Genomic DNA, 12,423 nt, shown 5'->3' on the forward strand with positions numbered 1-12,423 from the left:
TGGACCTCAGACGGCCTGCGGCCAGCGGGTGTCGTCCGGCCAGGCCTGCACGAAGCGTGCGCTGGCGAACGAGAACTCGATGTGGCCGCGGACCCAGTGTTCGAGACCGCGCACATAGTTGAGCACCGGCGGCGGAGCCCACCTCTGCACGGCCGCGCGCCGGTCGACGAACGCGGTGATCGCCTCGTCGTGCATCCGGGCGACCTCGAGCAGCGCATCCTGCAGGGAGAGCGACTTGTGGGTCGCCAGCACGGTCACGAGGTTGTGCCGGGCCTTGTCGGCGCGGCGCTCCTTGGCGTACGAGAGCAGGTCGTTGTCCCACCCGACGAGGTCGCATGCCAGGTCGGAGAGGGCTCGCACGTCGGGGTGGTACCAGTCCGCGGTCTCGATCCGGTAGCCGCCGCCGATGTCGATGAGCGCGAAGCAGGTGTACGTGGCGCCGGTGGTGCGGCGCATCAGGAGGTAGTCCTCGGGGGTCGGGATCAGATCGGCCTCGCGGTTCGCCGCCTCCCAGATCTGGGCGAACAAGTACTCCTTCACCGCGCTCCGCCACCGGTCCAGCTGTTCGGGGGTGGCTATCGCGGAGATGCGGTCCATGAGCTGCTTGAGGGCGAGGCCGAACACGTCGCCGGGCTCCGGATCCCTGTTTCCCTCGAGGCTCTCCAGGAGCGACGGCAGCGCGCGGGCGACCGCCGCGGCCCGACGGCCCATGAACTCGCTCTCGCAGAACCCATCGTCGAAGGCCCAGAGCCAGAAGTACCAGTCGGTGATCAGCCGGAGACTGTCGCGCGGAACGGTGGGGTTGGTCCGTGCCGGAAGGTGGCCGAGCTCCGAGCGACTGAAGTGCTCGAGGGAGTCGGCGCTGGGAAGCATGTTGGAGGCGGCCACCCATGCCTGACTCTCCGCAGTGACCTCCGCCGCATGGACGTTGATCTCGTTAGGGAACGGGCATGGCAACGGAGGAATGTGGAGTGGCCGCCTACTGAAGGGGTGCGCAGAATTCGCCACCTCCCCAGCATGACTACAGACTGCCCGTAAGGCCACACTCGATCACTTCAATACCATAAAAGCTTATTTCATATTATGAATCACGATTCGTAAACCATTGTATAAACCGGTCATTTGCGAACATTCGCGCCGTGTCCAAAGCCGACGGCGCGCCCGCGTGCGGATCGGCCCCCGCGTCCAGCAGCGCTCTGACCACTGCCGATTCCTTCTTGAAGACCGCGCCCGCGAGCGGGGTCTGCCCGCGGCCGTTGATCCCGTTGGGATCGGCGCCGCAGCTGACAAGCATGCGTACAGTCTCGGCGTGACCGTAGTAAGCCGCCAGCATCAGCAAAGTGTCACCTTTGCCGTTGGTCAGGTTGACCGGCCCCCCGGCCTCGACGTACGCCCGCAGCGCCTCCGTGTCGCCCGCCCTCGCCAGGTCGAACATCCTGGTCGCCGACTCGTCGAGTTCCGGGTCCCGGTCCATGCGTCCCATTGTGCCTCGATAGGGTGCCGTGCACGGAGTCGTTCCGTCCGTCTCTGCGCGGAATCGTTCCGACGCGCCGTAGGTTCTGGAGATGAGTACCTAGGGAAAGGCTGTCCAACCGTGTTCGACCCGACGGATCTGTACGAGCTCGCCGATGACGTGCCCGAGCTACCCGATCCGGTGTTGTTGTACCACTTCGACGGTTTTGTCGACGCGGGGAGCGCCGGACATCTTGCGCTGGGCCACGTGCTGGCCGAGCTCGAACACCGGGTTGTGGCGACGTTCGACGTGGACCGGCTCCTCGACTACCGCTCTCGCCGTCCCATCATGACCTTCGACACCGATCGCTGGGTCGAGTGCGAGAGCCCGGAGCTGGCCGTTCATGTCGCCAAGGACGCGACAGGGACGGAGTTCCTGGTCATGAACGGGCCCGAGCCCGACCGGGAGTGGGAGCTGTTCACCAAGGCCGTGTCGGACCTGGTGGCGCGGCTGGGCGTGAGCAAGCTGGTGACGCTGCACGGCATCCCCATGGCGGTTCCGCACACCCGTCCGCTCGGCATCACGATGCACGCCAGCCGGCCCGAGCTGATCAACGCGCAGACGAGCGCGTTCGGGCGCGTCCAGGTGCCGGGGAGCGTGGCGGCACTGCTGGAGCTGCGGCTGGGAGCGCAGGGCCGCGACGCGCTCGGGTACGCGATCCACGTGCCGCACTACCTGTCTCAGGCCGAATACCCGACCGCCGCCGTGACCGGCCTGGAGGCCGTGACGAGGGGGACGGGGCTGGTGTTCCCGATGGAGTCGCTGCGCGACGCGGCCCGCCGTACGACGACGGAGATCGAGGAGCAGATCAGCGCCTCCACCGAGCTGTCCACGGCGATCAAGGGGCTGGAGCAGCAGTACGACGCCTTCGCCGCGGGCGCCGAACGCGAGAACCTGATGGCCGAGACCACGCCGATGCCCACGGGTGACGAGCTCGCCGCCCAGTTCGAGGCCTTCCTCGCCGAGCGGGACGAGGACTGACCCGCGCCCGCTCCACGTGTGTGGGGCGGGCCGGGGATCTTCACCGGGATAGCCTGGGGAAATGAGCGAACTCCGGGTGGGGCTGGTCGGCTATGGCACCGCGGGGGCGTACTTCCACGCCCCCCTCATCCGCGCCACCCCAGGGCTCTCCCTGTCCGCCGTCGTGACCGGGAACGCCGCCCGGCAGGCCGAGGTGGCCGAGAAGTACGGCGCGGCCACGGTGCCCGACGTGGAGGAGCTGTGGGGCAGGTGCGACCTCGTGGTGGTCGCCTCGCCCAACAGGACCCACGTGGCCACGGCCACGGCCGCGCTCACCCACGGCCTGCCCGTCGTCGTGGACAAGCCCCTGGCCAGGACCGCCGAGGAGGGACGCGAGCTGGTCCGGCTGGCCAAGGAGCGCGGCCTCATGCTGAGCGTCTACCAGAACCGCCGGTGGGACGGCGACTTCCGGACCGTGCGGATGCTGGTCGAGGAGGGGCGGCTGGGTGAGGTGCTGCGGTTCGAGTCGAGGTTCGAGCGGTGGCGGCCGGTGCCCAAGGGCGGCTGGCGCGAGACCGGGGGCGCGGAGGAGATCGGCGGGCTCCTCTACGACCTGGGCAGCCACCTCGTCGACCAGGCCCTGCAGCTGCTCGGGCCCGTCCGCGAGGTCTACTGCGAGAGCGACGTGCGGCGTGCGGGCGTGGCCTCCGACGACGACACGTTCATCGCGCTGACGCACGCGGGCGGTGCGCGGTCGCACCTGTGGATGAGCTCGGTGTCGGCCTTTCGCGGGCCCCGGTTCCGGGTGCTGGGGTCTGCGGCGGCGTACGTGAAGCACGGGATGGACCTGCAGGAGGAGCGGCTGCGGGCGGGGATGGCGCCCGACTCGCCCGAGTTCGGGGAGGATGACGAGGGGAGCTGGGGCCTGCTCGGCACGGAGGACGCCCATCGCGCCGTGCGGACCGAGCCGGGGGCGTACCTGGACTTCTACCGGGGTGTGGCGGCGGCGCTGCGCGAAGGCGCGCCACCGCCCGTGGACCCGGAGAGCGTGATCGACGCGCTGGCCGTCATCGAGGCCGCCCGCCTCTCCGCCACCCAGGGCACCGTCGTTCGCCTGGCCTGACGTCCCCGCCGGCGTCAGTCGCGCAGGCGGGCACGGAGCGCGGTCGTGTCGGCGTCGGTCCAGCCGTGGCGCGTCAGCCACCCCATCGGCCCGCCGAACCGGTCGTCGAGCACCCCGAGGAACTGCTCGATGTAGCGCGCCCGGGGCATGTGGTCGTCGGCCGGGCGCGAGTCCAGGTCGCCCCGGTACGTCTCGCTCCCCCGCAGCCGCTTGAGGATCAGCTCCAGCCGCTCCCCCGTGGCCTCGTAGTCCTCGACGATCGCCTCCCGGGTCGCCCCGGCGACCTCAAGGGCCAGCGCCGACAGCACTCCGGTGCGGTCCTTGCCCGCGGCGCAGTGCACCAGCGCCGCCCCGTCGTCCAGCGACATCGCGCGCAGCGCCGCGACCACGGCGTCGGGGCGGTCGCGCAGGTAGCCGAAGTAGAAGCCGGTCACCCGCAGTTCCTCGTCCAGGACGCGCTCGGCCCAGGGCAGCACCCGGTCGCCGTCGATGGTGTCGGCCTCGACGTCGGTGTGCGTGCCACCCTCCGCGAACAACGTCAGATGGTGGTGCCGCACCTCGGGCACACGGGTGAGGGGCCCTGGGCCCTCCAACGAGACCTCGGCGTTCGAGCGGAGGTCCACGACGTGCCGCAGGTTCAGCTCGTTGACCAGCAGCGTCACGTCGGCGGGCGTGAGGCCCTGCAGATTGTCGGCACGGAAGATCCGTCCGCGACGGGTGCGGCCGCCGTCGCGGGTGGGCAGTCCGCCCAGGTCACGCGCGTTGACCGCGCCTTCCAGGTCTATCCACCTCGTCATCTCATCCATTATTGCGACCCTATATGTCCGCCAAATATGAGCGGATTCGAGGTTCATAACGCAGCATGAACGTATGGATCCACGAGCTCTGCCTCCACGGCTGGTGATCGATCCATCGCTGCCCCCGGAGATCTCGGTCGAGCTGCGGTCGAGCCCGCACATCCTCCGCAAGGCCCGATCGGGTGCGCGCATGGACACCACGAAGAACCCAGCCGTCCTCTTCCTCCTCCCCAGCTTCCTGGCGATGCTCGGCGTGCTGACCGGCATGGAGGGCCTACTGGTCGCGGGCATGGGAGTCGGCCTGATCGTCCTGATCCGGTGGCTGGCAGTGGACAGCACCTATCGCTCGACCAGGCGCAAGCTCAGCCTGGCCCAGGTCCATGCCAACTACTACGTCATCCCGGAGGACCTGGACCACCCCTGCCAGATGCTGCTGCGCAGGGCCCAGAACGCGGTCGACGCGATCATGGCCTCCCGCGTCCACAAGGACGGCCTGATCGACAGCATCGAGAACCAGGTGTCGCTGCCCGAGGAGATCTGGCAGATCGCCCAGCGGCTGCGGCGGCTGTCGTCCATGCACGCCGAGCACGGCAAGCTCGTCCCGCGCGAGCTGCCACCGGGCCTGGAGGACGCGTTCAAGCCCTACTCCAGCGCGCTGGACGCCGCCTGGACGTCGCTGTCGCGGCGCGTACGCCACCTGGAGAAGTACGCCAAGCAGGTGATCAAGGCGGACCGGGTCTACCACGCGCACCGGCGGCTCGAGACGCTGGCCGCCAAGACCCCCGAGTACCAGCAGCTGATCGCCGACACCGTGCGGGACGACCTGGCCCACCAGCGCATCAGGGAGCTGGCCGATCAGGCGGCGCACGTGCGCAAGCTGTTCGAGGAGAGCATCCTGCAGGCCCGGCAGGCGGCGGGCGAGCTGATCAGGAGCCCGCTCAGCTGAGGGTCAGGGCGCGGCGCGCCTGAGGAGCTCCAGGGTACGGCGCATGCCGGCCTCGTTGCCGAGGCTGCGGTAGATCTCCCTGGCCTGCTCCAGCGGCTCCACCGCGGCCCCGCGGCCCCCCGCGTCCAGGTGGGCCTCGCCGAGGTAACGCAGGCTCCTGGCCATCCACCACCGGTCCTCGAGCTCCTCGAACCCCTGCACGGCCCGCCGCAGCTCCCGCTCCGACTCCTCGATCCGGCCCAGCCTCGCCAGCGCCCGACCGGCCGACACGGCGGTCCTGGCCACCCCCCACGAGTCGCCCAGCGCCGCGAGGATCTGCTCGGCCCGCCGTACGTACTCGAGCTCGCGCAGCCCGTTGTCCGGGTCGCCCACCTCACCGGCGGCCCGCAGGCAGCGCGCCTCCTCCCACAGCTCACCGCGCTGCCGGAACATCTCGGCGGCCCGGTCGAGGCTGAACCCCGCCCTGGTGAACAGGTTGACGGCCAGCCGGTGGTCGCCGTCCCCGTGCTCGGCGCGCGCCTGCGCGGCCAGCACCTCGCCGTAGACGCGCAGCGTCTGGGCCTCCGAGTAGCGGTTGCCCTCCCGCTTGAAGATCTCCAGGGCGTCCTCCAGCAGCTCCCTGGCCTCGTCCGGGCGGCGTTCCGCCATGCGCATCTCGGCCAGGTTGCGCTGGGTGCGGGCCATCCACCACAGGTCGTCCTCGCCCTTGAACGCGGTGATGGCGCCGATGAGGTACTCCTGCGCCCGGTCCAGGTGGCCGTCGCTGAACAGCGTCATCCCGATCGTGCGCATGGCCCTGGCCGCCCACCACGACTCCCCCAGCTCGGCGAACGCCTCCAGGGCCTGCTCGGCCTCTTGCAGCGCCCGCTCGCGCAGGCCCAGGCCGCCGTGCACGGAGGCGCTGTCGAGCAGCGCGATGGCCAGCGCGCGCCGGTCGCCGCTCCGCGCGGCGGCCTCGCAGCCGATCTCCGCCACGGCCGCCCAGTCGGCCCAGTACGCGCGCAGCGAGTGGCACAGCGAGCAGAACGCCCTGGCCAGCCCCCACGTCAGCTCCCACAGCTCGAGCTGGCGGGCCAGGTGGATCATGGCGATCAGCGACAGCCGTTCGGCGTTGAGCCAGTCGGCGGCCCGTACCTCCCCGTCGGGGGCGGAGCGGCGGCCGCCGCGGCTCCAGTCCTGCGGCCAGCGGTCCTGCGCGGCCTCCTCGGCACGGCGGCGGTAGCCGTGGAGCACGCGTTCGACGGCGGCCCGGCGCCGCGCGGCCTCGTCCTGCTCGGCCAGCTCCGCGGCGAACACCCTGACCAGGTCGTGCAGGCGGTAACGCATCGCGCCGGTCTGGTCGGTGCCCGAGCACTCGGCGAGCTGGGCGTCGATGAGGGCCTCGAGCTGGTCGGCGCCGTCGAGCCCGGAGATGTCGAGGAGCTCGCCGGCCACCCATCCGGGCACGTCCGGCGCGGTGAGCGCGCTGAGCAGGCGCAGCAGGCGGCGCTGCATCCCGGTGCAGTCGTCGTAGCTCAGCTGGACGGAGGCGCGCACGCTCTTGTCGACCGTCGGGGCCACTTCGAGCTGGTCGAGGCGGCGGCGGGTGTCGGCCAGGCGGCCCGCCATCTCGCGCATGGTCCACTGCTCGCGGGTGGCCAGCCGGGCGCCGCAGATGTTGATCGCCAGCGGCAGGTAGTCGCACATCCGCACGACCTCCTTGGCGGCGTCGAGGTCCTCGACGACCCGGGCGCCGCCGGCCAGCCGGGCCAGCAGCTCCACGCCGTGCGCCTCGCTGAGCACGCCGAGCCGCGTGTCATGGGTGCCGTTCAGGAACAGCGGCGCACGCGACGTGACCAGCACCGCGCACCCGGGCTCGGCGGGGATCAGCGCTTTGACCTGGTCGGCGTCGTGGGCGTTGTCCAGGCCGACGAGGATCCTGCGGCCCTTGGTCCAGGTCAGCCAGAGCTTGCGTAACTCGTCGAGGCCGCCGGGGTCGGTGGTCAGGCGCACGTCCAGCGCGCGCAGAAACCCTATGAGCACCTCGTCCGGGCGGACCGGGTCGTCCACGCCGCCGCGCAGGTCGGCGTAGAGCCTGCCGTCGGGGAACCAGCCGGACACCTCCTGCCCGAACCGGGTCATCAGCGCCGACTTGCCGACGCCGCCCCGGCCGTACACCGAGACGACGAGGGGCGGCGAGAGGTCCGAGGATTTCCTGCGCTCGGTGAAGACCTCGCGTAACTCGGCGAGCGACTCCGCACGGCCGGTGAAGTGCTCGGGAACGGGCGGCCACTGGTCGGGAGAGAGCGAGGCGGGCCCGGGCAGCGGCCGGCGTCCGGGCTCGCGCGTCTCGGTGGTGGCCCAGGTGGTCAGCCCCACGAGGACGGCCGCCGCCCCCGTCACGGCGATCTTGGCCGCCGACGGGATCTCCCACTCCATGGACGCTGTCAGCACGCTCGCCGCGGCGGCCGCCAGTCCGGCGGAGACCGGCGCGGCCCAACGTACCCTTCTCCGTCGTGGTTTCGGCTTGTCCGGCAGCTCGCCTGTCAACGAACACCCCCTTGGGGGTGATTCAAACCGATGGGGTACGGCTTGCGCCAGCCGTACCCCATCGTTCATTCACTAGCCGATCACCTGACAGGTGGCCGTCGCCGTCTTGGTGGGGTCGCTCTCCGAGGTGGCGGTGAGCTTGACCCTGGCCAGCCGGTCGCCGCCGGACGCGCGCACGGCGTTCACGGTGACCAGATCCTGCTTGCCGAACGCGACGGAGGCCAGCGCGTTCGGGAGCTGGGCGGTCCAGCCCTTGCCCTGGACCTCGGCCTTGAGGCGGTAGACGTCGGAGTTGAGGTAGGCGCTGACGTCCTCCGGGTGCTGACCCTGCGCCGGCGCGGACCTGCCGGTGTTGAAGAGCGGGAACTTGCAGCTGGAGGCGGCCTTGCCGGTCGGCAGGCCGGCCGTCGGGAGCACCTTGACGCCGCGCTTCTGCGGGCCCGCGCCGTCGAGCGAGCGGATGGCGACCGTGTAGGAGAGGTGGCCGTCGCGGTCGCGCTTGACGTCGGTGATGTAGAAGTGCAAGCGGTTGGCCTGGTCGACGTACTCGTACTCGCTGCCGGAGTCGGTGCCGGCGTGGAAGAGGGCGTCGGCGAGCTGGCGGTAGTCGCCGATCGTGATCGGCACCCTGGTCCCGTCGGGCATGACGTAGTCGGTCATGTTGATGTCCTGCGGGTTCGCGTCGATCACCCACTCGAACGGGGCCCTGTCCTGGTTCTTGGTCTTGGCCAGCAGGACGCCGGAGTCGGGCGTGAACGAGTCGGTGCCCATGCGGTCGACGACCTCGACCGTGTAGTTGTCGTAGCCGCCGCCGTCGCAGAGCGGGTCGGCCTTGTCGCACGAGCTCTTGTCGCCGTCGGTGTCGAAGGAGATGTTGACGCCGGACAGGCCGTTCTTGCCCGGCTGGGCCACGCGGGCCAGGACCCTGGCGGTGACCAGGCCCGACTCGTCGAGCGCCGCGCGTGACAGGCGCAGGACGTTCTGCTCGTCCACCATCTCCAGCTTGATCTTGTTGCGGAGCATGTGCTGGGCGCCCATGGAGGCGCCGGCCGTCGGCGGGATCAGCCAGCGGGAGTGCGGGCCGCCCGGGCCGTTGAAGCTGCCGCGGCTCAGCATCTCCCAGACGCCGGTGTACGCCCTCTTGGGCGGTACGGAGTACGGGTTGTTGTAGTTGTCGGCGATGCCCATGATGTGGCTCAGCTCGTGGGCGTAGACGGCCATGCCGGAGCTCTCGGCCTGCACCGAGTCGACGCCGAAGCGGGCGTTCGGCCAGAAGTTGGAGCCGGCCTGCCAGGAGGTCCAGTCGACGTAGCGGGTGTCCACCCAGTTGGGCAGCGCCGGGTCCGGCGGGCCCCACTCGTCCGGCACGTCCTCCTTGGTCGGGAACTTCATCATCCCGAACTCCTGCCAGGTGGACGACTCGTCCTGGCCGGCGCTCAGGTAGAAGACGAAGTCGAACTGCTTGGCCGCCTCCTCGCCGACGGCGGCGATCCAGGCGGCGTTGCCCTCGGTACGCAGGTTCTTGGTGCAGTCGTCACCCGCCGGGCAGCCGGTGCCCCCCTGGAACTCCATCGCGTACTCGTGGTCCTTGCCCGACAGCGTGTAGGGCCCGAACCCGGTCAGCTCCACCCCGTACCTGCCGCCCGAGTCCTCCATCCAGTACTCGTGGATGGTGTGTCCCTTGTTGAGGGCGTTCGGGGTGTTGAGGAAGTCCTGGTAGAACTTGGCCACCTGGTCGCGCGGGACGTCGTGGGCCTCGGCGCTCGGGTTCGCGTAGATGGTCGAGCCCTTGGGCTGCGTGACCACGAACGGCTGGTTCGGGTAGTCGAGCAGCACGAGCGCGCCCTTGAACGTGCGCTTCGACCCCTTGACGGCCGGGTCGTTCCACTTGGTGCCGGGCGGCTGCTTGTAGTCGGCCCACGTCATGCTGTCGGGGTTCGCCCAGTTCTGCGGGTCGATGGGCTTGATGTCGCCGGGCGTGCGGGTGCGCAGGGCCTGGGCGTCGGCGGGTGCGTCGAGCTGCCAGGGCTGCGTCTGCGGCCAGTGGTTCTGCCGCCATGGATACTCGGGGTCCGTGGGGGGTGCTGCGGAAGCAGGGGTCGCGATCAAGCTCACCGGGATCAGCACGATGGCCGCCAGCAAACCCTGTAACAGCTTCTTCGGGGCAATCACGGATTGACGGTATAGACGTTATCGACGGAGATCAACGATCAGCGCTGTGAAATGAGCGCTCTGCCGTGGGTCAGCGGAACTGCTCCTCCACCAGGCTCAGCAGGTCCCGGAGCTGGTCACGCCGCTCCTCCCCCAGCACGGCGAAGAGCTCCTGGCCCGCCTCGCGGCGGGCGTCGCGGGCGCGGGCGGCGAGGCGGCGGCCCTCCGGGGTGATCTGCACCAGCGTGGAGCGGCGATTGGCGGGATCGACCTCCCGGCGTACGAGCCCTGCGGACTCCAGGGCGTCCACCACCGGCGTGAGCGAGCGGGGCACGATCCGCAGCTGGTCGGCCAGCTGCACCATGCGCAGCGGCCGCGCCGCGTCGGCGAGCGCGCGGAGGGCGCGGGCCTGGCCGGGGTTGAGCCCGAGCGGCTCCAGCCGGTGGATGTACCCGTGCCGCAACCGCCGCCCGACCAGGTGCATGAGCTCGGCGAGCTCCGTCTCTTCCATACCTCCGAAGTTTAGCCGGAACAAATATGAGTTAACCTCTGTTTGAGTGGACATCTGAAAGGAGGCCCCACTTGGCGGAGGAACCACGCGCGCCTCTCGGGCGCATCATCAAGCTGTTCCGCCCCTACCGCGGCCGCCTGGCCCTGGTGGGCGTCCTCATCCTCCTGTCGTCGCTGGTGGCGCTGGCCTCGCCGTTCCTGCTGCGCGAGGTGCTGGACGTGGCGATCCCGGCCAGGGACGCCGGCCTGCTCACCCTGCTGGCCCTGGGCATGATCGCGGTGGCGGTCACCACCAACGTGTTCGACGTGCTGCAGACGCTGATCTCCACCACGGTGGGCCAGCGCGTGATGCACGACCTGCGCCTCGCCGTCTACGGTCACCTGCAGCGCATGTCGCTGGCGTTCTTCACCCGCACCAGGACCGGCGAGGTGCAGTCGCGCATCGCCAACGACATCGGCGGCATGCAGTCGGTCGTCACCACGACGGCCGCCTCCCTCGTCTCCAACTTCACCACGGTGATCGCCACCGTCGTCGCCATGGTCGCGCTCGAGTGGCGGCTGACGGTGATCTCGCTGCTGCTGATGCCGGTGTTCGTGTGGATCAGCCGCAACGTCGGTCGCGAACGCAAGCGCATCACCGCCGAGCAGCAGCGCAAGCTGGCCGGCATCGCGTCCATGGTCCAGGAGTCGCTGTCGATCAGCGGCATCCTGCTGGGCCGCACCATGGGCCGCTCCGGCGAGCTGACCGAGAGTTTCGGGCGGGCCTCCGGCGAGCTGGCCGACGTCGGCGTGCGGGTGAGCATGTCGGGCCGGTGGAAGCAGGCGTCGATCCAGCTCGTCATGGCCGCGATGCCCGCCTTCATCTACTGGGCCGTCGGCTACACCGGGGCGATCTCGGTCGGCACGCTGGTGGCGTTCACGACGTTGCAGACCAGCCTGTTCCGGCCGATGGTCTCGCTGCTGCGGCTCGGCGTGGACGTGCAGAGCTCGCTGGCGCTGTTCGCGCGCATCTTCGAGTACCTCGACCTGCCGGTCGACATCCACCCTGGCACGCGGGAGCTGCGCGGGGTGCGCGGCGAGGTCCGCTTCGAGGGCGTCGACTTCTCGTACGGCGAGACCCCCACGCTCACCGGCGTGGACCTCACGGTCCCCGCCGGCTCGAGCCTGGCCGTCGTGGGCGAGACCGGATCGGGCAAGACCACGCTCAGCTACCTGCTGCCCAGGCTCTACGACGTCACCGGTGGCCGCGTCACGATCGACGGGGTGGACGTGCGGGAGCTGACGTTCGAGACGCTGAGCGAGGCGGTCGGCGTCGTGTCGCAGGAGACGTACCTCTTCCATGCCTCCATCGCCGACAACCTCCGCTTCGCGCGGCCGTCGGCGACCGACGAGGAGCTGGAGGCGGCGGCGCGGGCGGCGCGCATCCACGACCACATCGCCTCGCTGCCCGACGGCTACGACACCCTGGTGGGCGAGCGCGGCTACCGGTTCTCGGGCGGCGAGAAGCAGCGCCTGGCCATCGCCCGCACGCTGCTGCGCAACCCGCCGGTGCTGGTGCTCGACGAGGCCACCAGCGCGCTGGACACCCAGACCGAGCGGGCCGTGCAGGAGGCGCTCGACAACCTCGCGCAGGGCCGTACCACCATCATGATCGCGCACCGGCTCTCCACCGTCCGCGACGCGGACCAGATCGTCGTGCTGGACGGCGGGAAGATCGTCGAGCGCGGCACCCACGACGAGCTGATGGCGCGCGGCGGCCACTACGCGGCGCTGGTGAGTCGGGACGAACCGCTCGAGCTCGTTTAAACCTCAATTAAACGTGTCTTGCCTCACATTCCGGTCAGACCGGAATCCGCCTCTGAGATCACCGTGTTTGACCCCCCGGTGAATCTTC

10 protein-coding genes are annotated in these 12,423 nt (G+C 70.2%); 4 read left to right on the forward strand and 6 right to left on the reverse strand.

Features of this window, described 5'->3' with window-relative positions; all coding sequences use genetic code 11:
• Window positions 1-6: 6 nt before the first annotated feature.
• On the reverse strand, window positions 7-873 hold the full coding sequence (locus AB0H84_RS08890; RefSeq protein ID WP_357600384.1) for a hypothetical protein: 867 nt from the start codon (window positions 871-873) through the stop codon (window positions 7-9).
• Between the two features lie 208 nt (window positions 874-1,081).
• On the reverse strand, window positions 1,082-1,474 hold the full coding sequence (locus AB0H84_RS08895) for an ankyrin repeat domain-containing protein (protein ID WP_357600387.1): 393 nt from the start codon (window positions 1,472-1,474) through the stop codon (window positions 1,082-1,084).
• A 120-nt stretch (window positions 1,475-1,594) separates the two neighbouring features.
• Here AB0H84_RS08895 and AB0H84_RS08900 point away from each other — a divergent pair, with 120 nt between their 5' ends.
• The gene (locus AB0H84_RS08900; RefSeq protein WP_357600390.1) at window positions 1,595-2,494 is read left to right on the forward strand and encodes a PAC2 family protein; all 900 of its coding nucleotides are present in this window, start codon (window positions 1,595-1,597) and stop codon (window positions 2,492-2,494) included.
• A 61-nt stretch (window positions 2,495-2,555) separates the two neighbouring features.
• On the forward strand, window positions 2,556-3,596 hold the full coding sequence (locus AB0H84_RS08905; protein ID WP_357600393.1) for a Gfo/Idh/MocA family oxidoreductase: 1,041 nt from the start codon (window positions 2,556-2,558) through the stop codon (window positions 3,594-3,596).
• Between the two features lie 14 nt (window positions 3,597-3,610).
• Here AB0H84_RS08905 and AB0H84_RS08910 read toward each other — a convergent pair whose 3' ends face one another.
• Window positions 3,611-4,393: a tyrosine-protein phosphatase gene (locus AB0H84_RS08910; RefSeq protein ID WP_357600396.1), complete on the reverse strand. Its 783-nt coding sequence runs from the start codon at window positions 4,391-4,393 to the stop codon at window positions 3,611-3,613.
• Window positions 4,394-4,466: 73 nt separating this feature from the next.
• On the opposite strand from AB0H84_RS08910, the gene AB0H84_RS08915 reads away from it, so the two are divergent.
• A complete protein-coding gene (locus AB0H84_RS08915; protein ID WP_357600399.1) occupies window positions 4,467-5,339 on the forward strand; it encodes a hypothetical protein in 873 nt (290 codons plus the stop codon).
• A gap of 3 nt (window positions 5,340-5,342) precedes the next feature.
• Here AB0H84_RS08915 and AB0H84_RS08920 read toward each other — a convergent pair whose 3' ends face one another.
• From AB0H84_RS08920 to AB0H84_RS08930, 3 genes are all read right to left on the reverse strand, one after another.
• Window positions 5,343-7,868 (reverse strand): tetratricopeptide repeat protein, encoded by a 2,526-nt coding sequence (locus AB0H84_RS08920; protein ID WP_357600403.1) that lies wholly within the window; start codon window positions 7,866-7,868, stop codon window positions 5,343-5,345.
• A 72-nt stretch (window positions 7,869-7,940) separates the two neighbouring features.
• Window positions 7,941-10,040: a M6 family metalloprotease domain-containing protein gene (locus tag AB0H84_RS08925; protein WP_357600406.1), complete on the reverse strand. Its 2,100-nt coding sequence runs from the start codon at window positions 10,038-10,040 to the stop codon at window positions 7,941-7,943.
• A 70-nt stretch (window positions 10,041-10,110) separates the two neighbouring features.
• Window positions 10,111-10,530, reverse strand: a complete 420-nt coding sequence (locus AB0H84_RS08930; RefSeq protein WP_357600409.1) for a MarR family transcriptional regulator — start codon at window positions 10,528-10,530, stop codon at window positions 10,111-10,113.
• 71 nt (window positions 10,531-10,601) lie between these two features.
• On the opposite strand from AB0H84_RS08930, the gene AB0H84_RS08935 reads away from it, so the two are divergent.
• Window positions 10,602-12,335: an ABC transporter ATP-binding protein gene (locus AB0H84_RS08935; protein WP_357600412.1), complete on the forward strand. Its 1,734-nt coding sequence runs from the start codon at window positions 10,602-10,604 to the stop codon at window positions 12,333-12,335.
• The last annotated feature ends 88 nt before the right edge of the window (window positions 12,336-12,423 follow it).

Source organism: Nonomuraea sp. NPDC050786 (genome assembly GCF_040654115.1).
Taxonomy (GTDB): Bacteria; Actinomycetota; Actinomycetes; order Streptosporangiales; family Streptosporangiaceae; genus Nonomuraea.